The organism is Arthrobacter sp. zg-Y769, assembly GCF_020907405.1.
Classification (GTDB): Bacteria; Actinomycetota; Actinomycetes; order Actinomycetales; family Micrococcaceae; genus Arthrobacter_B.
Map to the genome: position 1 here is coordinate 122,512 of NZ_JAJJOE010000008.1, position 25,648 is coordinate 148,159.

Annotated in this window: 20 protein-coding genes; 7 read left to right on the forward strand and 13 right to left on the reverse strand. The window is 65.6% G+C overall.

Going from position 1 to position 25,648, the window contains the following annotated elements:
- Positions 1 to 12: 12 nt before the first annotated feature.
- Positions 13 to 1,029, forward strand: coding sequence for a LacI family DNA-binding transcriptional regulator (locus LOC60_RS07200; RefSeq protein ID WP_230024046.1), 1,017 nt, complete (start codon positions 13 to 15; stop codon positions 1,027 to 1,029).
- Between the two features lie 89 nt (positions 1,030 to 1,118).
- Here the strand turns inward: LOC60_RS07200 and LOC60_RS07205 are convergent, their stop codons facing one another.
- The 4 genes from LOC60_RS07205 to polA all read right to left on the reverse strand — a co-directional run bounded on the left by LOC60_RS07205 (position 1,119) and on the right by polA (position 7,553).
- A complete protein-coding gene (locus LOC60_RS07205; RefSeq protein WP_230024049.1) occupies positions 1,119 to 1,439 on the reverse strand; it encodes a hypothetical protein in 321 nt (106 codons plus the stop codon).
- Between the two features lie 372 nt (positions 1,440 to 1,811).
- Positions 1,812 to 3,284 (reverse strand): 30S ribosomal protein S1, encoded by a 1,473-nt coding sequence (gene rpsA / locus LOC60_RS07210; protein WP_227921792.1) that lies wholly within the window; start codon positions 3,282 to 3,284, stop codon positions 1,812 to 1,814.
- Between the two features lie 267 nt (positions 3,285 to 3,551).
- A complete protein-coding gene (locus LOC60_RS07215; RefSeq protein ID WP_230024051.1) occupies positions 3,552 to 4,883 on the reverse strand; it encodes a GNAT family N-acetyltransferase in 1,332 nt (443 codons plus the stop codon).
- A gap of 36 nt (positions 4,884 to 4,919) precedes the next feature.
- Entirely contained in the window at positions 4,920 to 7,553 is a 2,634-nt protein-coding gene (polA, locus tag LOC60_RS07220; protein WP_230024482.1) for a DNA polymerase I, read from the reverse strand.
- Positions 7,554 to 7,770: 217 nt separating this feature from the next.
- On the opposite strand from polA, the gene LOC60_RS07225 reads away from it, so the two are divergent.
- Complete coding sequence (locus tag LOC60_RS07225; protein ID WP_230024053.1) at positions 7,771 to 8,259, forward strand: PaaI family thioesterase; 489 nt, start codon at positions 7,771 to 7,773, stop codon at positions 8,257 to 8,259.
- 144 nt (positions 8,260 to 8,403) lie between these two features.
- Here LOC60_RS07225 and LOC60_RS07230 read toward each other — a convergent pair whose 3' ends face one another.
- Positions 8,404 to 8,940 (reverse strand): dihydrofolate reductase family protein, encoded by a 537-nt coding sequence (locus LOC60_RS07230; RefSeq protein ID WP_230024056.1) that lies wholly within the window; start codon positions 8,938 to 8,940, stop codon positions 8,404 to 8,406.
- Between the two features lie 188 nt (positions 8,941 to 9,128).
- Between LOC60_RS07230 and LOC60_RS07235 the strand changes: the two genes are divergently transcribed.
- Positions 9,129 to 10,196 carry an alkene reductase gene (locus LOC60_RS07235; RefSeq protein ID WP_230024483.1) on the forward strand — a complete coding sequence of 356 codons (1,068 nt, stop codon included), beginning with the start codon at positions 9,129 to 9,131 and terminating at the stop codon, positions 10,194 to 10,196.
- Between the two features lie 82 nt (positions 10,197 to 10,278).
- On the opposite strand, the gene LOC60_RS07240 is transcribed toward LOC60_RS07235, so the two are convergent.
- From LOC60_RS07240 to LOC60_RS07255, 4 genes are all read right to left on the reverse strand, one after another.
- Positions 10,279 to 10,521 carry a hypothetical protein gene (locus LOC60_RS07240; protein WP_231713244.1) on the reverse strand — a complete coding sequence of 81 codons (243 nt, stop codon included), beginning with the start codon at positions 10,519 to 10,521 and terminating at the stop codon, positions 10,279 to 10,281.
- Positions 10,518 to 11,786: an inorganic phosphate transporter gene (locus LOC60_RS07245; protein WP_230024057.1), complete on the reverse strand. Its 1,269-nt coding sequence runs from the start codon at positions 11,784 to 11,786 to the stop codon at positions 10,518 to 10,520. The genes LOC60_RS07240 and LOC60_RS07245 overlap by 4 nt, the downstream gene beginning before the upstream one ends.
- A 164-nt stretch (positions 11,787 to 11,950) precedes the next feature.
- The gene (locus tag LOC60_RS07250) at positions 11,951 to 13,960 is read right to left on the reverse strand and encodes an MFS transporter (protein WP_230024060.1); all 2,010 of its coding nucleotides are present in this window, start codon (positions 13,958 to 13,960) and stop codon (positions 11,951 to 11,953) included.
- Positions 13,961 to 13,995: 35 nt separating this feature from the next.
- The gene (locus LOC60_RS07255; protein WP_230024063.1) at positions 13,996 to 14,406 is read right to left on the reverse strand and encodes an Hsp20/alpha crystallin family protein; all 411 of its coding nucleotides are present in this window, start codon (positions 14,404 to 14,406) and stop codon (positions 13,996 to 13,998) included.
- Positions 14,407 to 14,687: 281 nt separating this feature from the next.
- Between LOC60_RS07255 and LOC60_RS07260 the strand changes: the two genes are divergently transcribed.
- The 3 genes from LOC60_RS07260 to glsA are packed head-to-tail and all read left to right on the forward strand — an operon-like array spanning position 14,688 to position 18,661.
- Positions 14,688 to 16,067 carry a glutamate decarboxylase gene (locus tag LOC60_RS07260; RefSeq protein ID WP_230024064.1) on the forward strand — a complete coding sequence of 460 codons (1,380 nt, stop codon included), beginning with the start codon at positions 14,688 to 14,690 and terminating at the stop codon, positions 16,065 to 16,067.
- An 18-nt stretch (positions 16,068 to 16,085) separates the two neighbouring features.
- Entirely contained in the window at positions 16,086 to 17,714 is a 1,629-nt protein-coding gene (gadC, locus tag LOC60_RS07265; protein ID WP_230024066.1) for a putative glutamine/gamma-aminobutyrate antiporter GadC, read from the forward strand.
- Positions 17,711 to 18,661: a glutaminase A gene (glsA, locus tag LOC60_RS07270; protein WP_230024068.1), complete on the forward strand. Its 951-nt coding sequence runs from the start codon at positions 17,711 to 17,713 to the stop codon at positions 18,659 to 18,661. The genes gadC and glsA overlap by 4 nt, the downstream gene beginning before the upstream one ends.
- Here the strand turns inward: glsA and LOC60_RS07275 are convergent.
- The 3 genes from LOC60_RS07275 to LOC60_RS07285 are packed head-to-tail and all read right to left on the reverse strand — an operon-like array spanning position 18,658 to position 22,186.
- The gene (locus LOC60_RS07275) at positions 18,658 to 19,413 is read right to left on the reverse strand and encodes an IclR family transcriptional regulator domain-containing protein (protein WP_230024070.1); all 756 of its coding nucleotides are present in this window, start codon (positions 19,411 to 19,413) and stop codon (positions 18,658 to 18,660) included. The two genes, glsA and LOC60_RS07275, sit on opposite strands and share 4 nt — an antisense overlap.
- A complete protein-coding gene (locus LOC60_RS07280; protein ID WP_230024072.1) occupies positions 19,414 to 21,294 on the reverse strand; it encodes a bifunctional sugar phosphate isomerase/epimerase/4-hydroxyphenylpyruvate dioxygenase family protein in 1,881 nt (626 codons plus the stop codon).
- Between the two features lie 19 nt (positions 21,295 to 21,313).
- Positions 21,314 to 22,186: a shikimate dehydrogenase gene (locus LOC60_RS07285; RefSeq protein ID WP_230024075.1), complete on the reverse strand. Its 873-nt coding sequence runs from the start codon at positions 22,184 to 22,186 to the stop codon at positions 21,314 to 21,316.
- Between the two features lie 257 nt (positions 22,187 to 22,443).
- Between LOC60_RS07285 and LOC60_RS07290 the strand changes: the two genes are divergently transcribed.
- Positions 22,444 to 23,790, forward strand: coding sequence for an MFS transporter (locus LOC60_RS07290; protein WP_230024077.1), 1,347 nt, complete (start codon positions 22,444 to 22,446; stop codon positions 23,788 to 23,790).
- 70 nt (positions 23,791 to 23,860) lie between these two features.
- On the opposite strand, the gene LOC60_RS07295 is transcribed toward LOC60_RS07290, so the two are convergent.
- Positions 23,861 to 25,519 (reverse strand): ABC1 kinase family protein, encoded by a 1,659-nt coding sequence (locus LOC60_RS07295; protein WP_230024079.1) that lies wholly within the window; start codon positions 25,517 to 25,519, stop codon positions 23,861 to 23,863.
- Positions 25,520 to 25,648 lie beyond the last annotated feature (129 nt).

Below are 25,648 nucleotides of genomic sequence, written 5' to 3' on the forward strand. Positions count from 1 at the left end.
CAGGGAGAGAACATGAGTGCTGAGCCCGGTAGCAGGCCGGCCCCCACCCTCGAAATGGTTGCCGCCCTTGCGGGCGTTTCCCGTGCCACAGTGTCACGGGTAGTCAACGGTGCCCAATCGGTTGCTCCGCATCTGGCCGAATCAGTCGAGGAAGCCGTCCGCACGTTGAACTACGTGCCCAACCGGGCAGCCCGGACCCTGGCCAGCAGGCGAACCCATACAGTGACGCTGCTGGTTCCGGAGTCCACGTCCAAGGTGTTCGCCGATCCGTTCTTCGCCACCGTGGTTGAAGGGGTCACCCGGTACCTGAACACCACCGACTACATGCTCAACATTGTGACCTCCTCGGAGTCGGACCCGGAGAAGACCCGCAGGTACCTGATGGGCGGCAACGTGGACGGCGTCCTCGTGGTTTCCCACCACAGCGGGGACCACTCCTGGGCCAGCCTGACGCACTCGCTGCCGGTCGTGTTCGCCGGCCGGCCGCTGGTGAACGCCGGGGAGAGCTACTACGTGGAGGTGGACAACGAGGAAGGCGCCCTGGCAGCCGCAGCCCGCCTCGTGGAGGGCGGCAGGCGTCATATTGCCACGATCGCCGGACCCCAGGACATGCCCCCGGGCGTGGACCGCCTGGCCGGCTGGCGGGCCGCACTGGCAGCCGGCGGACTCGATGACGCCCTGGTGGAAATCGGGGACTTCACCGTGACCTCCGGGGCTGCGGCCATGAGGCGCCTGCTCGAACGGGGCAAGCCCCTCGACGGGGTCTTTGCGGCCAATGACCAGATGGCGGCCGGAGCGTACTCGGTCATCAAGGAGAAGGGGCTGAGGATTCCGGAGGATATAGCCGTCGTCGGCTTTGACGACGACTACTACGCCACGAGCGTTAGCCCGGCCCTGACCACCATCCACCATCCCATCGCCGCCCTGGGCGAAAAGATGGCGGAGCTGCTTGTGGAACTCATCGAAGGCAAGCCGGCAGCACGGGTCTACCGGCTGCCCACTTCCCTGGTGCTGCGGGACTCGGCCTAGGCACGTCCCCGGATGTCCGGCATCCTTCCTGCGCCCTTCAGCTCCGGGTTCCCCTGTTCACCCCGGCCGCTGTTCGGACGCGGCGTTCCTCATGCCGAATCCGACATGGGGAACGCCAGTTCCGGACCCAGCCACAGCAGGAATGTAGCGAACCAGACGAGCAGGACCCCGGCGAACCAATACCTGGCTGCCGTCTTATGCTTCATCCGGCGGAGCACGGCATAGCCGACCCACGCGAGGCCCAGGGCCACGAACGGTCCCGGGCACAGAAGCAGGGCCATAACCGTGTACCGCTCCTCCTCCCCCGGTTCATAGCTGGAGTTCTGCGTCATGCCGAGACCGATAAAAACAACGAATGCCACCAGCCCGCCATAGATACCAGCGAAGCCGGTGAGCACCGAGGCGGTCATCAGGGCAGCAAACTCAGCACCGGATCTGGCCTTCGCCGGACGGCCGTAAGGCGTTTGCGGGAAAGGCTGCCGCGCATAAGGCTCTTGCGGGTATGGATAAGGCTGCTGCTGCGGCACAAACGCCCCCTGCTCCGGTCTGTCCCCTTGTTCCGCCATGATCTCCCCCTGATCGCCATCAAAAACCGTTCTCCGGCCCTACCCTAGAGTGGCCGCCCGCCGGTCCGCACCCGGACACGCCCGGAAGCAAAGCGAACCCTCGCGGAGGACCATGACCCGGCCCTTCCGGCACGCAAAAGCGGGCCCCCACCGAAGTGGAGGCCCGCTTTAGTCAGTTACGCGGTCCGGCTTACCGAACAGCGGAACCAGTGGGAATTAGTTTCCCGTGAGCTTCTCGCGCAGTGCAGCCAGGGCTTCGTCGGAAGCCAGCGTGCCGGCACCCGTCTCGGCAACGGCCGGCTCGGAGGAGTAGCTGGTGGTGCCGGAATCGGTGGATTCCGAAGCAGCAGCAATGTCCTCGGAGTTGTGCTGGGCGACCTGCTTCTTGTGGGCTTCCCAACGGGCCTGGGCGTCAGCGTACTGCTGCTCCCAAGCTGCGCGCTGGGTCTCGTAGCCTTCGAGCCATTCGTTCGACTCGGGGTCGAAGCCCTCCGGGTACTTGTAGTTGCCGGCTTCGTCGTACTCTGCGGCCATGCCGTACAGAGCCGGATCGAACTCGGTGCCCTCGGGATCGACGCCCTCGTTGGCCTGCTTGAGGGACAGCGAGATCCGGCGACGCTCGAGGTCGATGTCGATGACCTTGACGAACAGTTCGTCACCAACGGAGACAACCTGCTCGGCGAGCTCCACGTGGCGGACAGCCAGTTCGGAGATGTGGACCAGGCCTTCGATGCCGTCTTCGACGCGAACGAACGCACCGAACGGAACCAGCTTGGTGACCTTACCCGGAACAACCTGGCCGAGGGCGTGGGTGCGGGCGAAGGTCTGCCACGGATCTTCCTGCGTAGCCTTCAGCGACAGGGAGACACGCTCGCGGTCAAGGTCAACTTCCAGAACCTCAACGGTGACTTCCTGGCCAACTTCAACGACCTCGGAGGGGTGGTCGATGTGCTTCCAGGACAGCTCGGAAACGTGGACGAGACCGTCTACGCCGCCAAGGTCCACGAAGGCACCGAAGTTGACGATGGAGGAAACAACGCCCGGACGAACCTGGCCCTTTTCCAGCTTGTTGAGGAACGTGGAACGAACCTCGGACTGGGTCTGCTCGAGCCAGGCACGGCGGGACAGAACAACGTTGTTGCGGTTCTTGTCCAGCTCGATGATCTTGGCTTCGATCTGCTGACCGATGTACGGAGCCAGGTCGCGGACGCGACGCATCTCCACGAGGGATGCCGGCAGGAAGCCGCGCAGCCCGATGTCGAGGATAAGACCACCCTTGACAACCTCGATGACGGTACCGGTAACGACGCCGTCTTCTTCCTTGACCTTCTCGATGTCGCCCCAGGCACGCTCGTACTGAGCACGCTTCTTGGAGAGGATCAGACGGCCTTCTTTGTCTTCCTTGGTGAGCACCAGGGCTTCGACCTGATCGCCGACGGAGACAACGTCTCCGGGATCAACGTCGTGCTTGATGGAGAGCTCGCGGGAAGGGATGACACCCTCGGTCTTGTAACCGATGTCGAGCAGGACCTCGTCGCGGTCAACCTTGACAACGGTACCTTCGACGAGATCGCCGTCGTTGAAGTACTTGATCGTTGCGTCAATCGCGGCGAGGAAGTCCTCGGCAGTACCGATGTCGTTGATGGCGACCTGCGGGGTACCGGACTTCTCGTTGGTGGTGATGGTCATGTAGTTGGGACTCCGATGTGGAAGTTGTTTTGTATTCCGGACTGGTTTCCACTAACCGGCGGGGTTACCCGCAGGCAAGATACTTGCCCAAGTGAATGACGAAGGCACGTAGATGCCTGCGACGAACAGCTTGTTTGCCCGGAGATGGACAGGATTGGTAATAACTCGCGCTATTACGCGCCCGATCAGTCTAGCCGGACGCGCCAACGCAGGTCAAAGGGGCGGGTACGCCTCCGGCAAAAAAATACCCGCCCGCCACGCAGGTGGTTAGAAATGCGTACTGCAGTAGGGCGCCGGACCGGCAGTAAAGAGTGCGTCGAGGACAGCCAGGGCACTTTCGTCAGCCCGCACTCCCCCGGCGGCCGCCAGCGTCCGTGCGCTCACGGCACCCAGGTAGAGGGAACCAAGACCTTCCGCAGTGATTTCCGCCCGCGGCGTGTCCGCGTGTTCACCGGCCGCGGCCGGACGGGCGGTTGCGGCGCCGCTGCGTACCTCCAGCAGGAACGTTCCCGCCGCCAGTCCCATCGGATCCTCGACCTCGAGTACCACGGAGCCGTCACCGAAGTACCCTCTGGCAGCAAGTGCTGCCGCGGTATCCAGGATCCGCAGCCACAGGACGTCTTCGACGTGCCGGACCTTGTAGCGGCGCCGATCGGTAAGCATCCACGGCAGCGGATCCTCCACCGGGGCCTCGGAAAAGGTCAGCCGGTCCACCAGGTCGATGGACCCGAGGTAGCGCCACAGTTCCCGGTACGCTTCATCGCCGGCAGCCACCAGATCGATGACCTTCATAGTGTGCGGCTGGTTCCGCCAGCCCAGCGACTTATAGGCCGCATAGCCGTCCGGAACGCCGTCCGCGTTGTACCGGAGAACGCTGCGCACGGCCGGGTCCGGTTCCGTACTTTCCCCGCTCCAGGTCCCGGCAGCACGCATGGCATAGGCATGCTGCCGGCCGAGTGCCCCGAACGTGCGCTCCAGGTGTGCCCGGAAGATTTCGGGTACCAGCCCGCGGAGCTTGTCGGCGTCCGCCACCGCAATGCTTCCGCGGGGCGGCGCCGTGAACTCCAGTCCGCCCCGGGTGTCCAGCTCGACGGCGGCGGTGGAGGTGGCGGCTCCGAACCCGAACCGCCCGTAAATGGTTGCCTCTGACGCCGTGAGCGCGGCCAGCGCCAGGCCGGCGTCCCTGGCCCGGGCGAGGTCCGCGGTAATCATCCGCCGCAGGATGCCCCGGCGCCGGTGCGTGGTCCGGACGGTGACCGCAGTAACCAGGTGCGCGGGCAGCAGTTCGCTCCCGCCTACGTTGAGGTCATTGACCATGGTCCCGTAGGTGGCAACAGGCACGGCCGGATCCCAGGCGTACTCCGGCAGGTCGCCGTCGTACACCGCGGTCAGGATGCGCCCGTCCCGCAGGTAGCCCTCCACCTGGGCCGGCAGCCGCTCTTCCTTGGTGCGGTCCTCGTGGAAGCCAAGGTTGACGGCATCGAACCATCTGGCCGTGAGGTCGTCGGCCTTCGCCGGGTCCGCGGCGTCGTACCCGGCAGGGAAGGACTCAAACCGGAGCCCGTCGGTGGTGCTGCCGCTGCCCTGGTCCGTACCCATGGTTCCCCCTGTGGCTATGCTGCGGGTCCCTCCCGCCTAGTGCCCTGCCTCGTGCCAGCTGATGCCCTCGCCCACGGAGACGTCCAGCGGAACGGAAAGATCCGCGGCCGAGCCCATCTGTGCCCGCACCAGCTTTTCCACCGCATCCCGCTCCCCGGCGGCGATTTCCAGCACCAGTTCATCGTGGACCTGCAGCAGCATACGGGACTTCAGGCCCTGTGCCTTCAGTTCCGCGTCAACGCCGAGCATAGCTTTCTTGATGATGTCCGCCGCGGAGCCCTGGATGGGCGCGTTGAGTGCGGCACGTTCCGCCATTTCGCGCAGCTGCCGGTTGTCGCTGGACAGATCCGGCAGGTAGCGGCGGCGGCCCTCGATGGTGGAGGTGAAACCGTCCTTGCGTGCCTGCTCGACGACGCCGCGCAGGTAGTCTCGCACGGCACCGAAACGCTCAAAGTAGTCGCGGATCAGGGTGCGGGCTTCGTCCACCGGGATGGCCAGCTGCTTGGACAGGCCGAACGAACTCAGGCCGTAGACCAGGCCGTAGGACATGGCCTTGACCTTGGAACGCATGGCGCTGGTGACTTCTTCGGGAGCCACATTGAACACGTGCGATCCGACAAAGCGGTGCAGGTCCTCGCCCGCCTTGAAGGCGGAGATCAACCCTTCGTCACCGGAGAGGTGGGCCATGATCCGCATTTCGATCTGCGAGTAGTCCGCGGTGAGCAGCGAATCGTAGCCCTCACCGACCACGAACACTTCGCGGATGCGCCGGCCCTCTTCGGAGCGGATCGGGATGTTCTGCAGGTTCGGGTTGACGGAGGACAGCCGTCCGGTGGCGGCCACCGTCTGGGCGTACGTGGTGTGGATGCGGCCGTCGTCGGCCACGGACTTCCGCAGCCCCTCAACGGTGGAACGCAGCTTGGACGCGTCGCGGAAGGCGAGGAGCTGTTCCAGGAACGGATGCCCGGTCTTGACGATCAGGTCCGTCAGCGCATCGGCGTCGGTGGAGTACCCCGTCTTGATCTTCTTCGTCTTCGGCAGGCCGAGTTCGTCGAAGAGGACGGCCTGCAGCTGCTTCGGGGACCCGAGGTTGATCTCCTTGCCGATGATCCGGAACGCTTCCTCGCTTGCGCGGGTGATGGTGGCGCTGAAATCGTCCAGCAGCCGGTCCAGCTTCTCGGAGGACACCGCAATACCGGCGAGCTCCATTTCCGCGAGGACCTCGGACAGCGGAAGTTCCAGTCCGCCGAGCAGCTGGTTGGCGCCGCGCTCCACGAGCTGGCCGGCAAAGTGCTCGCTCAGCCGCAGGGCGGCAAACGCCTTGGACACGGCGGGTGTTGCCGCGTCTTCGTCCCCGAGGGACAGTTCAAGCTGGTTGGTGGCGGCCGCCGCGGGAACAATGTTCATCTTCAGGTGGTACTGCGCCAGGTCCGCCAGCTCGTAGCTGCGGCGGTCCGGCTGGATCAGGTAGCCGGAGATGGCCGTGTCATCGACCTCGCCGGCCAGGTGCAGGCCGCGGGCAGCCAGTGCCTTGTAGGCCTCCTTGAAATCGTGCACCACCTTGGGTGCATCCCGATCCGCCAGCCAGGCCGCCAGTACCTGCTCGGCGGCGGCGTCGAGCTCGGTCAGGGGAACGTACGCGGCCGATGCGTCCGTCACCAGGGCAATGCCGACGACGTCGCGCGCCCCGGCGGCACCCTCCGTCACCAGCTGCACGGCGGTGCGGGCCTGGTTGGCGGCACGGAACCAGCCGTCCAGCTCCGCGGCATCGGTGATGATGCTGTGTTCAGGGGCGGCCACTTCGGCGTGCGCGGCGGCCTCGCCTTCATCTTCCCCGTAGACGTCGAAGAGCCGTTTGCGCAGCGCGTTGAACTGCAGGGCGTCAAAGAGTTCCTCGATGGCTTCCCGGTCCGGCCGCCGGGCCGCCATGGCCTCCAGGTCCACGGGCAGGTCCAGGTCCCGCAGCAGCCGGTTCAGGCGCCGGTTCCGTTTGACGTCCTCGATGTTCTCGCGCAGGGAGTCGCCCACCTTGCCCTTGATGGAGTCCAGGTTCTCGAGGATGCCTTCGAGCCCGCCGTAGAGCTTGATCCACTTCGCAGCGGTCTTGGGCCCAACGCCCGGGACGCCGGGCAGGTTGTCGGCGCTCTCGCCCACGAGGGCGGCGAGGTCGGAGTATTTGTCCGGGGGGACCAGGTATTTGGCTTCCACAGCTGCGGCGTCCATGCGCGGCAGGTCCGAAACACCCTTCTTGGGGTAGAACACGGTGACGTGGTCATCCACCAGCTGGAAGGCGTCCCGGTCGCCCGAGACCACCATGACGTCCCAGTTCAGGGCGGACGCCTTTTCCGCCAGCGTCGCCAGGATGTCGTCCGCTTCATAGCCGTCCATGGACAGGGTGGGAATGCGCATGGCTTCCATGACCTTGATGATCAGGTCAATCTGCCCGTGGAACTCCTCGGGCGTCTTATTTCGGCCGCCCTTGTACTCGGTGTATTCCTCGGATCGGAACGTAGGCGTGTCCAGGTCAAACGCGACGGCAACGTGAGTGGGTTTCTCCTCCTTGATCAGGTTGATCAGCATGGAGGTGAAACCGTAGACGGCGTTGGTGTGCTGGCCGGTGTCCGTGGAGAAGTTCTCGGCGGGGAGCGCATAGAAGGCCCGGAACGCCATGGAGTGCCCGTCAATCACCAGCAGCCGGTTGTGGCCCCCGGCATTCACGGCTCCCAGGGAAGCGGCCGCTGCAGGCGGGGTGCTTTGGTTTTCGCCGGCAGGAGTGCCGTTCCCGGTGCTGCTGCCTGCGCCGTCTTCCGTGTCGCTCGTAATGTTGGTGCTAAGGGGGGTTGCGGCCAGTTTGGTAGATTCACTCACAAGTGCAAGCCTAGTGGCCATGAGCGAGATTTTCACGCCGGGCACAGCCGGCCACGGGGCCGATACCAACCCCCACAAGCAGGAACTGATCGACGCCGGCGTTCCGGAGGAGATGCATGACTGGCTGTCCGCCCACGGCGTCGGCCGGCTGGTGGTAAAGATGGGCATCCGTTTCCTGGAGATGTCCCCCGAGCGGCTGGTTGCCACTATGCCGGTGGAGGGCAACGAACAGGTGGCAGGCATCCTGCACGGCGGCGCGCATCTGGTCCTCGCCGAAACCCTGGGTTCCTTTGGAGCCGGAATACATGCCGGACCCGGGCGGCATGCGGTCGGGATTGAAATCGGCGCCACGCACCACCGGTCCGCATCCTCCGGGCTGGTCACCGGCACGGCCACCGCCCTTCACCTGGGCAATACGCTGGCGACCCACGAAGTGGTTATGACCGACGAGGATGGCCGCAGGCTGTCCACGGCCCGCATTACGAACATGATCCGCGAGTCCCGCTAGCTGGCACCGTTGGGGGTCGGCCCGAAATCTCCACCTTCCGTACAGCTGATGCGCCCTAACGGTCCGGCAGGCAGCATTAGCTGTCCGGAAGGCGGAGGGCAGGCGGCATTAGCTGTCCGGAAGGCGCAGGGCCGGCAGCATTGCCTAGCGCTCCCGCCCGGCGCGGATCCCGTAACACAGCCGTACGCTGCCGTCAGCGGACGGCAGGGAGCTGAGCAGCACCGCCGAGCGTGCAGCCGCAGGGGGCAGGAGCGAACGGCCCTGCCCCAGCAGGACCGGATGCACCACCAGGCGCAGTTCGTCCAGCAACCCGTGGTGCAGGTACTGGCCGGCCAGGCCGGCACCGCGCAGCCAGACGTCCCCGCCGTTGGCCGAGTCCGAGATGTCCGCCGCGAATTCATCCACCGGACCCCGGACAAACATGATGTCCGCGCCGGGGATGCCGGGAAATTCGTGGTGGGTGTAAACCCAGACCGGGCCGGGCGGACAGTCCCACACGGGGGAACCGGTCTCTTCCACCTGCCGCTGCAGCCGGCCGTAAGTACCTGCTCCCATAACGACGGCGCCGGCGTTGGCCGGTGATTCGGCCACCCGGAACCCGCGGTTTTCCTCCGGGCCGGTGACGTCGTCAGCGGTGAAGCCGTCCAGGGAAACCGAGGCGTAATACACAGTCCGGACCATGCCGCCATGCTAGCCATCCGGCGGCCGGACAGATATGGGCTGCACCACAGAACACGCCCCGGGCGGAATAGGTTCAGCAGGGTCCCGGTTGCCGCCTGTGGAACATGACTGCCGTTCCCGGGCCTGCCTCAGCGGTCCCGGCGGCGGCAAACTATAGGAAGAGTTATTTAGTGAACTTGTTTTCCCCGATGACCGCGGGCAGCTTTGAGCTGTCCAACCGCCTCGTAATGGCTCCGCTGACCCGCCAGCGCGCCGGCCGCGACGGAATCCCCGGCCCGATGATGGTTGAGCACTACAGCCAGCGGGCCTCCCTCGGCCTGATCGTCAGCGAAGGCACCTACCCCAGCCGCGAAGGGCAGGGTTTCCCGGGCCAGCCCGGACTCGTGGATCCGGAACAGCTTCAGGGCTGGCGGAAGGTCACCGACGCCGTGCATGCAGCGGGCGGCCGCATTGTTGCGCAGGTAATGCACGCGGGCCGGGTGACCCACCCGAACATCAACGGCGGGCTGGACCTGGTGGCTCCGAGCGCCATTGCCGTGGACGGAATGTCCCACACCTACGAGGGTAAGCAGGCGTACACGGTGCCCCGCGCGCTGGAAACCGGCGAACTGGCTTCCGTCACCGCAGACTTCGTCCGTGCGTCCCGGGCAGCGGTGGATGCCGGGTTCGACGGCGTGGAACTGCACGGAGCCAACGGCTACCTGCTGCACGAATTCCTCTCCCCGGTAGCTAACCAGCGTACGGACAACTACGGCGGAAGCCCGGAGAACCGTGCCCGGTTCGTCATCGAAACGATTCAGGCCGTGGCGGCCGAGATCGGCGCCGACCGGGTGGGCCTGCGGATTTCCCCCGAACACAATGTCCAGGGCTGCCTGGAGATGGACGCAGAGGATGTGCTCGCCACCTACGGCGCCCTGCTGGATGCCGTGGCTCCGCTCGGACTTGCGTACCTGAGCATCCTGCACCGCGATCCCGCCGGTGACCTGGTGCAGGCCCTGCGCACCCGCTTCGGCGGCAAGGTGCTGCTCAACACCGGCTTCGGCCCCCTCACCACCCGCGAGGAAGCCCTGGCCATGATGGACGACGGACTGGGCGACGCCGTCGTCGTGGGCCGTCCTGCCATTGCCAACCCGGACCTGGTGCGCCGCTGGCAGGAAGACCTGCCGCTGAACACGCCGGACGCCGCGACGTTCTACTCATTCGGTCCCGAGGGCTACACGGACTACCCGTTCTACGAGGCTCCTTCGCAGAACTAGGCTCCACCAATGTAAAAGGCCCGCAGGATCAAATGATCCTGCGGGCCTTTGCTATGCCGGAAGTGTTGCCGGCGCTGAAATCCTAGCCGTGCAGCGCCGGGACAATCAGGTAAATTCCGAACAGTACGGCTACAGCGCTGAGTGCGAAGCAGGCGAACGCTCCGGCCTTCGCCAGGGCGACGCGGTTGCGCGGGGTGGAAGCGGTATCCGCATCGAGCGAGACGGCGTACAGGCGGACCCCGAACGAATAGATGCAGACCACGGTCAGTGCGGCGAGCAGTGTGACGCCGAAGACCGTCAGGTAGTCCATCCAGTGGATGTTCATTTGGAACCTTCCTTGACCTTGGCAGCGGCACTGCCGTTCCTGCCGGAGTTGCTGTTGTTGCCGTTGTTGCCGTTCTTGCCCTTGTCGGTGTTTTTGCCGCGGCGCTTCTTGATGCGAACCACTTCGCCGGCATTTTCAATGTCGCTCACCGCGTTGTCGTGGTTCACCGGGCTGCGGCGGGACCACAGGAAGATGCCCAGGACGGTGAGGGTTCCGAGGATGGTGATTGCGACCACGCCTGCAGTGCCGATGGACGCGATGAGCGCCGAGATGGCACCCATGGCGGCGGCGGCGGGAAGCGTGAGGAGCCAGCCGGCGCCGACCTTGCCGGCAGTGCCCCAGCGGACCTCGGCGCCCTTGCGGCCCAGGCCCGAACCGATGACGGAGCCGGAGGCGACCTGGGTGGTGGACAGTGCGAAGCCCAGGTGGGATGACGCCAGGATGGCAGCGGCCGTACTGGTTTCGGCAGCAAAGCCCTGTGCCGGCTTGACCTCGGTCAGGCCGGTTCCCATGGTGCGGATAATGCGCCAGCCACCGGCGTAGGTTCCGGCGGCAATGGCAATGGCACAGGCTGCGATGACCCAGAACTCGGGGCCGGTCCCGGAGGTCTGCAGGCCGCCGGCAACCAGGACAAGGGTGATCACGCCCATCGTCTTCTGGGCGTCGTTGGTGCCGTGTGCCAGGGCGACCAGGGAGGAGGAGAAGATCTGGGCGTAACGGAAGCCGCCGCGCTTGCGGGGAAGCTTGTTGCCTGAGTCGGGATCATGCCGGCGGGTGATCCGGTACGCCAGCTTGGTGGCGAGGTAAGCCACGAACAGGGCGATGCACGGAGCGATCAGCGCCGGCAGGACAACCTTGGACATCAGCACGGAGTAATCAACCGAACCGAATCCGGCACCGACTATGGCGGCACCGATGAGGCCGCCGAACAGGGCGTGGGAGGAACTGCTCGGCAGTCCCCGCAGCCAGGTGATCAGGTTCCAGATGACTGCGCCCATCAAGCCGGCGAAAATCATGACCGGGGTTATCTGGATCCCGCCTTCACCTTCCTTGATGAGTCCGCCGGAAATGGTTTTGGCTACCTCCGTGGAGAGGAAGGCACCCACCAGGTTAAGCACGGCCGCCAGTGCGACGGCGGTTTTTGGTTTGATGGCACCGGTGGCGATGGGGGTGGCCATCGCGTTGGCGGTGTCATGAAAACCGTTGGTGAAGTCGAAGAATAGTGCTAGCGCGATCACCAGCGCGACCATGAGGGTGAGGTCCACCAAATACCCTATCTAAAGACGAGTGAAAGAATCCGCGCAGCGGGTCATGCCCCGGCACGTAGAACTGCCGGCGCCCGCTTTACGCCAGATTGATCGTATGCGCTTGGGCGGGCGCGCACCAAAGCGGCGGATGTGCCCTTGATCTCGCGTACGGCAGCGCGGGCTCAGATCTTCAGGCCGGTGCGCGGCTCCCGGCCTCCGAGATCGACGTCGATCACGGTGTCCGGCGCGGGCAGCACCACCCTGCGGCTGTGCGTGGTCTGACCGTCCGGCTCGAGGACGCTGAGGATATAGACGCCGGGTCCGGGCAGGGCCAGCTCGTAGTTGCCGCCGGTGTCCGATCGGGTGGATGCGGACGCCGCTCCTCCCGGCCGGACCAGGATGATAAGCGCGTCGGGCACGGCCCTGCCGGCGTGCCGGACCCGGCCGGTGAGAAGCATGGGCCGGCGGAAGTGGATGTCATGGTCAGCGGAAGCATCGGGGAAAGCCAGCACTTCGGAAACGGGCCGCCAGCGGACGTGGCTGGCCACCATGACGTAGCGTCCTTCTCCGGGAAGCAGGACCGCGTACCGGCCGTCGTCGTCCGCCCGGTCCCAGTCCACCGGCCGCCCGTCACTGTCCACAACGGTGACGGTCCCCCGGCCCACGGGCCTGCCGTCCGGTGCCGCAAGCAGCCGTCCGCGGACCATAATCTCCCGCTTTTCATCCGCCCGCTGCGGCTCCGGCCGGCCGGGAACGGCGTGCAGGTCCGGATGCGTGGCCTCGTGCCGGCGGGCGGACGGGATCAGGCAGGCGACGCCGGTGGCAGCCAGGGCGGCGAAACCGGCCAACACGAAAATGGTTCGGAAGGCGTCCAGGCCGGGGAAGGTGCTGCCTGAAATTCTCACCGTCAGCGAGGCGAGGATGGTCGCCACGGCGGCGCTGCAGGTGGAGGTGCCAACGGAGCGGAGCAGGGTGTTGAGGCCGTTCGCCGCGGCCGTGTCCGTCAGCGGAACGTTGCTCATGATGATGGTCGGCATGGCGGCCATGGAGATTGCCGTGCCGATGGACACGATGACCGCTCCCACAATGATTTCGGTTACCGAATGCACGAAGAGGACACGTGCCAGGTAGCCGGCAGCCATAACGGCGCAGCCCGTCACCAGGGTTGCCCTGGCTCCGTACGTGTTGGTGATCCTGGCGGAAACCGGTGCAGCCGCCACCATCGCCAGCCCTGACGGGATCATGGTCAGCCCGGCCGCCAGCACGCTCAGGCCGAAGCCGTATCCGGTCTCCCCCGACAGCTGCAGCTGCTGCGTGGTGACCAGCATGTTGGCGTACATCGAAAACCCGACCAGGACCGCTCCGATGTTGGTCAGCAGCACCGGTCGGCGGGCGGAGGTCCGGAGGTCCACCAAGGGCTGGCCGTTGCGTAGCTCTGCGGGGAACCACAAAGCGAAGGAAACGGCCGCCGCGGCAAAAAGGCCGAGGACCGGATAACTGGTCCATCCCCAGACCCCGCCCTTGGTGATGGCCAGCAGCACCGCAGTCATCCCCGCAGACAGCAGCACGGCCCCGGCGTAATCGAACCGTGCCGGGGTACGGACCTTCGACTCCGGAACAAAAAGGACGACGGCGGCTATCAGCACAACGCCGATGACCCCCACCACCCAGAACGTGGCCTGCCACCCCAGCCGTTGGTAGACCAGCCCGGCGAGGGGCAGGCCCAGGGCGCTGCCGATGCCGAAGCTGGCGCTCATCAGCGCAACCGCTCCGGCGATCTTCTGCTGCGGCAGGGCGTCCCGGAGGATGCTGATCCCCACCGGAATCACGGCACCGGCGGCACCCTGCAGCCCGCGGCCGACCAGCGCCCAGGTGAACGTCCCTCCGATCGAGGCCGTGAAGGCACCGGCAACCATCAGGACCATTGCCACCAGCAGCATCCTGCGTTTCCCGTACATGTCCGCCAGCCGGGAAACAATGGGGGTGGCCACCGCGGCGGAGAGCAGCGTTACGGTCACCATCCAGGACACATCATCAGTGGTGACGCCGAAAATCCGGGGGTATTCCGGCAGCAGCGGAACCACCGCCGTCTTTTCGAGCGAGACCACAATCCCGCCGCATCCCAGGGTGGCAACCAACAGCCAGTCCGGGAACTTCCTCCTGCTCCTGCGTTCTGCGGACTGGACAGCCATATGGACCCCTGGTGCCCCGTGGCGGGAAGGCAGGCCTAGCCCCGCGAGATGGGAACCTTGGTTGATGTCGGTCCAACCTCGGGGACCGGCACGCGGATTTCCAGGACGCCGTCGTTATAGGTTGCCGTGACGTTGTCCTGGCTGGCACCGGACGGCAGCGCTATCTCCCTGGTAAATGACCCGTAGCGGAACTCGGACCGGTAGCCGTGCCGGCCCTTGTGCTCCGTTTGCTCCTTCCGCTCCCCCTTGATGTGCAGGACACCGTCACTGACCGTGACGTCCAGGTCCTGTTCGGGATTGATGTTGGGCAGTTCTGCCCGGATGACCATGCTGGAGCCGTCCTGGTATTCCTCGACGGGGAAGGCCGGAACCTCCCAGTCCCCTTCGAAGAATTTGCGGACCTGGTCCGGCAGTTCAAAACGCTCGCGCCGTGCAAGGGAAGCCATGGATATCTCCTTCTCTGGTGCCCGGTCCGCCGGGCGGAACAAGCGGTGCCGCAAGGGTACGTCCGCGGCCCGGCGGTCCTCAATGGAAAACCGGGGAAACCCGGGCCGGGAACAGGCTTTCCCGCCGTTTTGCCACTGGTCCCGGCTGTCGGCGTCCGAAGCCTAGTCATGGGTTTTCGGCGTGCGTATAGTTTTTTCTGCGCGCAGCCCTGTGAGGATTCCGACCGCCGTCCACTACGGCTTGATGCCGGCGAGCATGCCGTCGATGAGAGGCTTCCAAAATGGCGCAGAACAATCCCGATCAGCTTTCCGTCAACCCGCTTTTTGCCCGTCCGGGCGAGGAGACCGCCGCACCGAAGTTTCGGCTGAACGACGGCGAGATGCTCCCGGAGACCGCGTACCAGATTGTCCATGACGAAACCATGCTGGACGGTAACGCCAGGCTGAACCTGGCGACCTTCGTTAGCACGTGGATGGACGACCACGCGAACCGGCTCTACAGCGAGACGTTCGACAAGAACATGATCGACAAGGACGAATACCCGCAGACCGCGCAGATAGAGCAGAACTGCTGGCGGATCCTTGCCGATCTCTGGCATTCACCCTCGCCGGAACAAACCATCGGCACCTCGACCGTCGGTTCCTCGGAAGCCTGCATGCTGGGCGGGCTGGCGTTTAAGCGGCTCTGGCAGCACCGGCGCCGCAGCGAGGGAAAACCGACGGACAAGCCGAACCTCGTGATGAGTTCAGCCGTACAGGTGTGCTGGGAGAAGTTCTGCAACTACTTCGACGTCGAGCCGCGGCTGGTGCCCATCAGCGAGGAGCACAAATGCCTGGACGGCTTCGAGCTGGAAAACTACGTTGACGAAAACACCATCGGCGTCGTTGCCATCATGGGCGTGACCTACACCGGCATGTATGAGCCGGTACAGCAGATCGCCGCCAAGCTGGACGAGATCCAGTCCTCCACCGGCCTGGACATTCCCATCCACGTGGACGGGGCGTCCGGCGCCATGATCGCACCCTTCATCCAGCAGGACCTCGAGTGGGACTTCCGCCTCGAACGGGTCCACTCGATCAGCACCTCCGGCCATAAATACGGCCTGGTTTATCCCGGCCTCGGCTGGGTGGTCTGGCGGGAACGGCAGTGGCTTCCGGAGGACCTGATTTTCTACGTCAGCTACCTCGGCGGTGACATGCCGACCTTTGCCCTCAACTTCTCCCGCCCCGGCGCCCAGGTGGTCCTGCAGTTTTACTTGTTCCTGCGCCTGGGCCGCGACGGCTATGCGCGGATCCAACAGGCATCCCAGGACGTTGCACTGCACCTGTCCGGCGCGATCTCGGAAATGGGCCCCTTCGAGCTGTGGAACGACGGTTCCGACATCCCGGTCTTCGCCTGGCGCCTTAAGGAAGGCCATACGGACAAGTGGAACCTGTATGACCTGGCGGACCGGCTCCGCACCCGGGGCTGGCTGGTGCCCGCCTATCCCCTGCCGGACGATCTCTCCAACCTCACGGTGGAACGGATTGTGGTCCGCAACGGCCTCAGCATGGACCTCGCGGAAAAGCTGCTGGCGGACATCCGACGCGAAACGACGTACCTCGAGCGGCTGAGCGCCCCGATGCCCCGCGAGGCGGAGCACCCCGGATTCCATCACTAATCCAGGAGGTGGGTTAAAATGAGCGATTCGAAGGCAGCAAATCCCTCCGCATCAGAAACACAGCGGGCGAAGTCGAAGCAGAATGCACAGATCACCATCGGCGCCCTGGCGGTGATGAACATCGTCGCCGTGGTCAGTCTCCGCGGTCTTCCATCGGAGGCCGAGTACGGGCTGAGTTCCATTTTCTACTACGTCCTGGCCGCCGTCGTGTTCCTGATTCCGGTGTCCATCGTGGCCGCCGAACTGGCTACGGGCTGGCCGGAGACGGGCGGGGTGTTCCGCTGGGTCGGCGAGGCATTCGGCCCGCGCTGGGCCTTCCTGGCCATGTTTATGCTGTTCATCGAGGTCACCATCTGGTTCCCGACCGTGCTGACGTTCGGCGCGGTGTCGCTGGCCTATACCGGGGAGAACCAGAACCTGGACGCCCAGCTCGCCGGAAACAAGCTGTTCGTCCTCGTGGTGGTCCTGGTGGTGTACTGGCTGGCGACGTTTATCGCCTTCCGGGGGGCGAAGGCCTTCTCCCGGGTGAGCCAGTGGGGCGGCATCATCGGCACCATCATCCCGGCCGTGATTTTGATTGTGCTCGGTTTCGCCTATTTCTTTGCGGGCAATACCCCGCAGATACAGATGGGCTGGGGCGAACTCCTTCCCGACTTCGGCAACTTCTCCAACGTGGTACTGGCTGCGTCGATCTTCCTTTTCTACGCCGGCATGGAAATGAACGCGATCCACGTGAAAGAGGTCAGGAACCCCACCCGGGACTACCCGATCGCCGTGCTGACTGCGGCGGCAGGGACGGTCATTATCTTCGTGCTGGGAACGCTGGCCATCGCGTTCGTGGTGCCGCAGGCCGATATCAACCTCACCCAGAGCCTGCTGACCTCCTACAACGACATGTTCGAATGGGCCGGCATCGGCTGGGCAGGGCCCATAGTCGCCTTTATGCTGCTGATCGGCGTACTCGCGGGCGTGGTGACCTGGGTCGCCGGTCCGTCCACCGGCATGCTTGCCGTGGCGAAGGCAGGCTACCTGCCCCGCTTCTGGCAGCACACCAATAAGAACGGAATGGGCACCCACATCCTGTTCTTCCAGGCCTTTATGGTCACTGCGCTGGGCCTGACCTACGTGGTGCTTCCCTCGGTCCAGGCCGCCTACCAGATCCTGAGCCAGCTGACGGTGATCCTGTACCTCATCATGTACATGCTGATGTTCGCTGCCGCGATTTACCTGCGCTACAGCCAGCCGAACCGCCCGCGGCCCTACCGGGTGCCGGGCGGCGACGTCGGAATGTGGATCATCGGCGGCGTCGGATTCCTCGGTTCGCTGATGGCCTTTGCCTTCAGCTTCATCCCGCCCGACCAGATTTCGGTCGGTTCCCCGGCGGTGTATGTCGGCATCCTCGTGGGTGGAGCGGCGGTGATGGTGATCCTGCCGTTCGTTATCTACGCGTTCCGCAAGCCGCACTGGCGGGACCAGGGCAGTGAGTTCGTTCCGTTCACCTGGCAGATTGAGCACACGCATCCCGGGACGGTCACCGAGTCCAGCATCTCCACCCAGCAGCTGACGCGGGAAGCCGAGTCCTCCGGTTCGCCGGTGATGTTCTCGCACGACGACGGCGGCAGGCAGGGCGGGAGTTCAGCGGTATGAAACTCGATGCCGCCGCCATTGAATCCGCCGTCAGGACAGCGTATGCGGACCACCGGAACGATTCGGGAGGCAGGAACGCCGGTTACATCCCGTATCTGGCGTCGGTGAACCCGGATCTTTTCGGGGTCTGCGCGATGACCGCTGACGGCCAGCTGTTCGAAGCCGGCGACACGGGATTCGAGTTCGCCCTGGAATCCATTTCGAAGGTTTTCTCCATGGCGTGGGCGATGGAACAGGTGGGACTGGAAACCTTCCAGGAAAAGGTGGGTGCGGATCCTACCGGGGAGCCGTTCAACTCGGTGATCTCCGTTGCGCTCCACGGTGACACTCCAGTCTCGCCCCTGGTCAACGCGGGGGCCATGTCCACGGTTTCCCTGATTCCCGGCGATAATGCCGAGGATAAGTGGGAGGCGATCCTGCAGGTCCAGAGTGCATTCGCCGGCCGGAGAATCAGGCTGAGTGACGAGGTGAATGACTCCGAGCAGTCAACCAACTTCCATAACCGGGCCATTGCCTGGCTGCTGTATTCGGGCGGCACCATGTACTCCGATCCGATGGAAGCCTGTGACGTGTATACCCGGCAGTGTTCCACCCTCGTTACTGCGCGGGACCTGGCAGCCATGGGAGCCACCATCGCGAACCGCGGCGTGAACCCTCTCAGCGGGGACCGGGTGGTGCAGGCGGGGAACATCCCGGCAATGCTCGCCGAAATCACGATGGAGGGGATGTACACCGCCTCCGGCGACTGGGCCTACCGGGTGGGGCTGCCGGCGAAGAGCGGGGTGGGTGGGGGCATCCTGGCGGTTATGCCCGGCAAACTCGCCATTGCCGGCTTCGCGCCCCCGCTGGACGACGCGGGCAACAGCGTCAAGGCACAGCGGGCGGTGGCCCAGGTTGCCGCGGCACTGGGCTTGAGCATCTACAAGGCCAGCGAGTACAGCGACTAGCCGAGGTCACGGCTTATCCGCTCTGCGGCGGCCCGCAGCGGCGGGACCACCGTCTCCTGGGCCCGTTCCGAGCTGTGCAGCTGCAGCGACACGTTGGCGGCGGCCACCACTGTGCCGTCGCCGCTGCGGACCGGAACGGCCACGCCCCGCAGTCCGTCCTCCAGCTCATCGGCCACGCGTGACCAGCCCTGCTCGCCGGCCTCGCGCACTGACGCCCGCAGTTCCTGGACGGTGCGGACGCTGTGCGCGGTGAAGGGCTGAAGTTCCACCGTGCTGAAATAGGCCTCCTGTTCCGCCTCGGGCAGCGACGCCAGCAGCACCCTGCCCATGGAGGTGGCCCAGGCCGGGAAACGCGTCCCTACGTTCACCGCCACCCGTACCAGCCGCGCAGAGGTGACCCGCGAAACGTAGACGACGTCGGCCCCGTCCAGGATGCACAGCGACGTCGTCTCGCCCAGGTCCGCGGAGAGTTGTTTCAGGTGCGGCTCGGCCGCATGCGGCAGTGACAGGTGCGCCAGGAACGAGGATCCGATGTCCAGGGTGCGCGGCGCCAGCCGGAAGGTGGTCCCGTCAAAACCGAGGTAGCCGAGGTCCCGGAGCGTGAGGAGGAACCGGCGCGAGGCAGCCCGGCTGATCCCGGCGGCAGCGGCGGCCGAGCTGACCGTATGCTCGGGCACGTTCAGGGTGAAGGCTCCCAGCACGGCGAAGGCCTTCTCCACCGACTTCACGTAATAGCCGTCTGCGGCCTCCACTTAGCCCGCCTTCGGTTTCGCTTCACCCCGGGACGCGAGGTACTGGGAGGCCAGCCGCACCGGTGCATTGGGCGCACCGTAGCCTTCATAGCCGCCGCGGCGCTCCACCACTTCGAAGAACACGTTACCCACCGTGCCCGTGTAGAAGTGCAGGAATTCGCCGTCGCCGTCGCGGTCATAGAGCAGGTTCAGGTCCTGCAGTTCGGCCAGGAAGCCCGGATCGAGCCGGAAACGCGCGGCCAGGTCCTCGTAGTAATTGGCCGGCACCGGCAGGAACCGCAGCCCCCGCTCGACCGCCAGGCGGGCCGTGGCGACCAGGTCAGTGGAAGTGAAGGCCACATGCTGGGGGTATTCCGCGCCGCCGGGTTCGGATTCCACGATCAACGGAGCGATGTTCAATGCCAGCCGTACCCCGCCGTCGGCGCTGCGCATCACCTGGCTGCGGACCAGGCCCATGGGGCTGGGGACCTCCTGCGAGGCAATGGGCGTCAGGGAAAGCGTGGACTCGTAGAAGAGCACCGCTTCGTCGAAGTGCTGCCAGGGCTGGGACAGGTTGATGTGGTCGATGGAAGAAATCAGGGGCGGCGCCGCGGAGCTTTCCCCGGGTTCCGCCGGGACCGCCGGGCCGAACTCGTCCGCCCACGCGGCAGTACCGTCGGCTGTGGCTTCGCAGAGGAAGATCTCCGTTGAATCCGGGGCGAAGACGGCCTGCAGCACCTGCTCGTCGGCCTGGCTGCGCCGGCTTACCGGCCGCGCGCGCAGCTGTACCGCCCGGGAGGCCGCGGCCTGCGGGTTCTGCACATCCAGGCCCAGCGCGGAGATGCCCGGCTCCATGCCGCCGGCCTGCTGCCCGTTGATGATCACCCGGGCCGCACCGGAGGTCCAGAGCTGCACCGGTTTGGTGCGGTGCCGCCCGGCGAAGGTAAAGCCCAGCTGGTGCAGGAGCGCGGAGACCGTCTCCGCGTTTTCGGCCTTCACCTCGGCGAAGTTGAATCCGGTGGGCTCGGCAACGCCGGGCAGGGTGGCCAGCGACATCGGGTAGCCCGCGGCGCCGTCGTGGCGGGCCAGGTACGACGCCGTGCGCTCCTCCAGCCAGATCAGCGACCGCATGGCGTCCACCGCAGTGCGGTCCTCGGCGGTCTGCCGGAACACGTCGTTGAAGATCTCCAGGGAGACCGGTCCGTCGTAGCCGCTGCGGACCAGGTGGGCCATAAAGCGGACCAGGTCGAACGCGCCCTCGCCGGGAAAGACCCGGTAATGCCGGCTCCACGAGAGAACGTCCAGGGACAGCTGCGGAGCGTCGGCGAGCTGGACGAAGAAGATCTTCTCCGCCGGGATTTTCTCGATGGCGGCCGGGTCCCAGCCGCGGGAAAGGATGTGGAAGCTGTCCAGGCAGGTGCCGATCTGCGGGTGGTCGGCGAGGTCCACGATGCGCTGGGCATGCTCGAAGTCGCTGACATAGCGCCCCCAGGCAAGGGCCTCGTAGGCAACTCTCACTCCGTAGCCCGCCGCCAGCTCTCCCAGCCGGCGCAGCTGCTCCGCTACGGCGGCGTCGTCGTCGATGGTCGCCGTGCCCACGTTGCTGCACAACAGCATGGTCCCGATCCCCAGGCGGTTCATCAGCTCGAACTTTGCCCGGGCCCGGTCCAGGTTGGCCTCCAGCTGGGGACCTTCCACACCCTCGAAATCACGGAACGGCTGGTACAGGTCCAGGGTCAGGCCGAGGGTGTCCGCCAGGGCGCGGATCTGCTCCGGACTGGACGGGGACACCAGCAGGTCCGGCTCGAAGATTTCGATGCCGTCGAAACCGGCGTCCGCACAGGCCCGCATTTTCTCTTCGAGCGTCCCGCTCAGGCAGACGGTGGCAATTGAAGTGCGCATGATGCTCCGGTCCAGGCCCTCAGCGGCCCTGTTCGATCAGTTCGTGGAAGTGGGCCAGCATGCGGACGCCGTCCGGCCGGATGCCGGTAATCAGTTCAAAGGCATCCACTGCCTGGCCCACTGCCATCCGGCCGCCGTCCAGCACCCGGCAGCCCCGTTCCCGGGCGCCGCGGATCAGTTCCGTTTCCACCGGCCGGTAAACGACGTCGGCCACCCACTGCGAGGGGTTGAGCAGGTCCAGATCCACTGCGATGCCGGGGTGCGAATGCATCCCCACGGGCGTGGCATGGACCAGTCCGTCCGCGCCGGGCAGGACGGCGGGAAGGTCCGCCGGGGTACCGGCGGTTATCTGCTGGTCCGGGAAGAGCCCGGACAGCGCGGCTGCCCGTTCTGCGGCACGATCGGCGTCCAGGTCCAGCAGGGTCAGCCTGCCGGTTCCCGCCTTGAGGAGGGCATAGGCCACGGCCGCGCCGGCCCCGCCCACGCCCAGCTGGACCACCGAGTCCAGTGCGGCATCCGGAAGCCCGCTGGCCAGCGCCCCGCCGAAGCCCGAGAAATCGGTGTTGTGTCCAATGAACCTGCCCTCCCGGATCAGGACGGTGTTGACTGCACCCAGCCGGGCGGCGTCGTCGGAGACTTCATCCAGCTCTGCCCGGACCAATTGCTTGCAGGGATGGGTAACGTTAAAGGCGTTGAACCCCAGATCCCGCCCTGCCCGCAGCAGGGCTCCGACGTCGGAGCCCGGGCGGCCCAGTGCGGTGAGGTCGATGGGCCGGTAGATGTAGCGCAGGCCCTGCTGATCGGCTTCCCTTTCATGCATGGGAGGAGTGAGGGAAGCCGTGATACCTTCCCCGATCAATCCGACAACGAATGATTCCTCGGTGCCGCTCATGGCGATGTTCCTTCCGGTGCATACGTGGGCGGGCCGGTTCCTTCGAACGGTGGACGGATTCCGCCGCAGCTTGCCCGGCCCTTAGCTGTGGGCTACATTACTTCAAGCGTACGGACAATGCACACAAGTGCGCATTCCGCACAGACACGGCGCACACGCCGCACAAACACCGCACACGTGGCCCGCACAGCGCAGCAGCTTCCGCAGAGCCCGCCCCTGCACACCCCCTACCCCAGCCCCACGTCAGGAGAGATGCAATGGACGCATCCGCCCCCGCCGGATCAGCGACGGGCAAAACCCCGCGCAAGGCCGCCACTGCCAGCTTTATGGGCAGTGCCGTCGAGTACTACGACTTCTTTATCTTTGGTTCCGCGGCCGCGCTGATTTTCCCGCGCGTGTTCTTCCCGGACGCCGACACCCAGGCCAGCGTTATGTCGCTCGCCACCTTTGGTTTCGCCTACATTGCCCGGCCGGTCGGTGCCGTCATCCTCGGTCACTTCGGTGACCGGGTGGGCCGCCAGAAGGTCCTGATGTTCACCCTGTTGCTGATGGGCGCGTCCACCTTCCTGATCGGCTGCCTGCCGGACTTCAACACGATTGGCTGGTGGGCACCTGTCCTGCTGGTCTTCTGCCGCCTGATGCAGGGCCTTTCCGCCGCCGGCGAGCAGGCCGGTGCCAGTTCCATGACCCTGGAACACGCACCCGATAACCGCCGCTCGTTCTTCACCTCCTGGACGCTGACCGGCACCCAGGGCGGTCAGATCCTTGCCGCACTGGTGTTTATCCCCGTGGTTGCCCTGCCGGATGACATCAAGTACGGCATCGGCTGGCGCATCCCGTTCTGGCTGAGCGCCGTCGTCGTTATTGTCACCTACTTCATCCGCCGCTCGCTGCACGAAACCCCCACCTTCACGGAGGCCAAGGAGCGCAACGAGATCGCGAAGCTGCCGGTGGGCGTCCTGCTCAAGGACCACTGGCGCGACGTGCTGCGCGTCATCTGCTGCGCCTTCATCGCGGCGGTCTCCACCGTGTACGGGACGCTGGCCATCAAGTACGGCACCGAGGTGGGCAACGTGGACGCGAACATTACGCTCTGGCTCGTGGTCGCCGGCAACGTCTTTGCACTGTTCACGCAGCCGCTGTTCGGCCGGCTTGCGGACCGGATCGGGCGCCGACCGGTCTTCGTCTACGGCGCAGTCTCCAGCGCGGTGATCATGCCGTTCTACCTGCTGTCCATGGAGTCCGGCAACACGCTGCTGCAGTTCGCCCTCTCCGTTGCCGTCTTCTCCTGCGGCTATGCCGCGGCGAACGCTGTCTGGCCGTCCTTCTACGGTGAGATGTTCAGCGCCAAGGTCCGCTTCTCCGGCCTGGCCATCGGCACGCAGCTCGGCTTCCTGATGGCCGGTTTTGCGCCGTCCATCGTTGCCGCCATCGGCGGGCTGGAACCCGGCGGATGGGTGGTGACCAGCATGTTCACCGCCGTCATCTGCGCCATTGCAGCCATTTCCGCCCTCACGGCCAAGGAAACCGCGCACACCCCGACGGCGGAACTCGGTCTGGACCTGAAGAAGGCCGCCGCACCGGTGCGCCCGGCCACCGCATAGGAAATCCGCATAGCGGAACACGCATCACCAACAGGTCCGGGGCTGGAGCTTTTCCAGCCCCGGACCTGTTTCACATCCCGCGCAGGCGGGCGCGGCGCGAAGTCCAGGCGATGTATCCGCCCAATGCCCCGGTGGACGCCAGTCCGGCGCTCATCAGCGGAGCCTGCCACGATTTCCAGCGCGAGGAGTCGCCCAGTGTCAGCTCCCCCACTCCCCGGATGAACGCCGACGCGAAGATGGCCGCCACCAGCCGGTTTCCCACGCGCTCCAGCCTCATCACCAGCGGCAGCAGTTCCTCGCCGCGCAGGTGGACCTCCACTCCCTCGATTTCCAGGGTGTTGAGCAGCCGGCGGGCCTGGTCCGGCAGTTCCGCGCCCAGCTCCAGGACCTCCGTGCCGGCGCGGCCGAGCCGGCGGGCATAGTTGACGGGGTTCAGCTGCAGCACAGCCATCCTGCGCGCATAAGGGCCCAGTGTGGGGCCCAGCCGAAACTCCGGATCCAGCACCTCACCCATGCCTTCGGTCATGATCAGCATCCTCAGCAGCAGGGCCATCTGGCGCGGGAGCTGGATGTGGTGGGTGCGCAGGATGCCCAGTCCGGTGCTGATGATGGGTCCCACCGGCGCCGTGCCCAGGTCCTTGCCTGAGTACAGGCGGATCAGCGGCCCCAGGTCCATCCTGAGCTTCACCCGGTTCACCCTGGTCCCGGAGGCGTTCATGCGCACCAGCGCATTGGTGATCCTTTCAGGGTCCTTCCGGACAATGCCGATGAACAGCGCCGACAGCTGGCTGCGCAGCTTTTCGTCCACCTCCCCCACCATGCCGAAGTCGATCAGCCCCACCCGCCCGCCGGGCTCCACGAACAGGTTCCCCGGATGCGGGTCGGCATGGAAAAACCCGTCATCGAAGACCATCTTCATTTCAACGCGCGCCGCAGCCGCCGCCAGTGCCGGACGGTCGATCCCGGCGGCGTCGAGCGCGGGGATATCGGTGACCTTCATACCCCTGAGCCGGTCCATCGTGAGGACCCGGGAGGTGCTGTGTTCCCAGTACACGGCGGGGATGGTGATTGCGTCGTCGTTTTCGAAGTTGGCCCGGAAGCGGTCGGCGTTGCGGCCTTCCTGGAGGTAGTCCAGCTCCGAGCGGAGCGTGGCGGCGAATTCATCCATCAGTCCGGTGATGTCGTAGTCCCGGGCGGCTTCCCAGCGTTTACCGGCCGCATTGGCAAGGTTCTGCAGGATTTCCAGGTCCTGGTCCACTTGGGCGGCAATGCCGGGCCGGCGTACCTTGACCACCACGTCGGTGCCGTCGTTCAGGGTGGCGGCATAGACCTGACCGATCGAGGCACTCGCCATCACCGTGGTGTTGAAGGACCGGAATACCTCCAGCGGGTCCCCGCCCAGTTCCTGGCTCAGCTCGTCCGCGATCTGCGCCCACGGCACCGCCTCGGCGTCGTCCTGCAGCTTCGCCAGTTCCCGCTGGTAGTCCGGAGGCAGCAGGTCAGGACGGGTGGAGAGCAATTGGCCCATCTTCACATACGTGGGGCCGAGCTCCTCGAGGGCAATGCGCAGGTACTCCGGACGGGTCCGCGGGCGTCCGCCCGGGTCCGGCTCCTGCTGGCGGCGGAACGGCAGCCTGCCCTCAAGGCCGAGGGCGGACACCAGGAAACCCAGTCCGTTGCGGTAGAGGATCTCCGCGATCTGCCGGTAACGGTCCAGCTGGCTGATCATTTTCTCTGCTCCGTCCACGAGGAACCCGGTTCTGCGCTGTTCCGGGCCGGGGTTCGTTACCGAAACACTAGCGGCAGGGCGTGTACCGCGGACAGGTCCGGGCACACAGGCACGGCACCGCCAGCGGTT

Excerpts from the sequence above, each read along its gene's own strand:
- LOC60_RS07200 (WP_230024046.1), top strand. The coding sequence starts at position 13 with ATGAGTGCTGAGCCCGGTAGCAGGCCGGCCCCCACCCTCGAAATGGTT.
- LOC60_RS07205 (WP_230024049.1), bottom strand. The coding sequence starts at position 1,439 with ATGACCGCCTCGGTGCTCACCGGCTTCGCTGGTATCTATGGCGGGCTG.
- rpsA (WP_227921792.1), bottom strand. The coding sequence starts at position 3,284 with ATGACCATCACCACCAACGAGAAGTCCGGTACCCCGCAGGTCGCCATC.
- LOC60_RS07215 (WP_230024051.1), bottom strand. The coding sequence starts at position 4,883 with ATGGGTACGGACCAGGGCAGCGGCAGCACCACCGACGGGCTCCGGTTT.
- polA (WP_230024482.1), bottom strand. The coding sequence starts at position 7,553 with ATGGCGTTCCGGGCCTTCTATGCGCTCCCCGCCGAGAACTTCTCCACG.
- LOC60_RS07225 (WP_230024053.1), top strand. The coding sequence starts at position 7,771 with ATGAGCGAGATTTTCACGCCGGGCACAGCCGGCCACGGGGCCGATACC.
- LOC60_RS07230 (WP_230024056.1), bottom strand. The coding sequence starts at position 8,940 with ATGGTCCGGACTGTGTATTACGCCTCGGTTTCCCTGGACGGCTTCACC.
- LOC60_RS07235 (WP_230024483.1), top strand. The coding sequence starts at position 9,129 with ATGACCGCGGGCAGCTTTGAGCTGTCCAACCGCCTCGTAATGGCTCCG.
- LOC60_RS07240 (WP_231713244.1), bottom strand. The coding sequence starts at position 10,521 with ATGAACATCCACTGGATGGACTACCTGACGGTCTTCGGCGTCACACTG.
- LOC60_RS07250 (WP_230024060.1), bottom strand. The coding sequence starts at position 13,960 with ATGGCTGTCCAGTCCGCAGAACGCAGGAGCAGGAGGAAGTTCCCGGAC.
- LOC60_RS07255 (WP_230024063.1), bottom strand. The coding sequence starts at position 14,406 with ATGGCTTCCCTTGCACGGCGCGAGCGTTTTGAACTGCCGGACCAGGTC.
- LOC60_RS07260 (WP_230024064.1), top strand. The coding sequence starts at position 14,688 with ATGGCGCAGAACAATCCCGATCAGCTTTCCGTCAACCCGCTTTTTGCC.
- gadC (WP_230024066.1), top strand. The coding sequence starts at position 16,086 with ATGAGCGATTCGAAGGCAGCAAATCCCTCCGCATCAGAAACACAGCGG.
- glsA (WP_230024068.1), top strand. The coding sequence starts at position 17,711 with ATGAAACTCGATGCCGCCGCCATTGAATCCGCCGTCAGGACAGCGTAT.
- LOC60_RS07280 (WP_230024072.1), bottom strand. The coding sequence starts at position 21,294 with ATGCGCACTTCAATTGCCACCGTCTGCCTGAGCGGGACGCTCGAAGAG.
- LOC60_RS07285 (WP_230024075.1), bottom strand. The coding sequence starts at position 22,186 with ATGAGCGGCACCGAGGAATCATTCGTTGTCGGATTGATCGGGGAAGGT.
- LOC60_RS07290 (WP_230024077.1), top strand. The coding sequence starts at position 22,444 with ATGGACGCATCCGCCCCCGCCGGATCAGCGACGGGCAAAACCCCGCGC.
- LOC60_RS07295 (WP_230024079.1), bottom strand. The coding sequence starts at position 25,519 with ATGATCAGCCAGCTGGACCGTTACCGGCAGATCGCGGAGATCCTCTAC.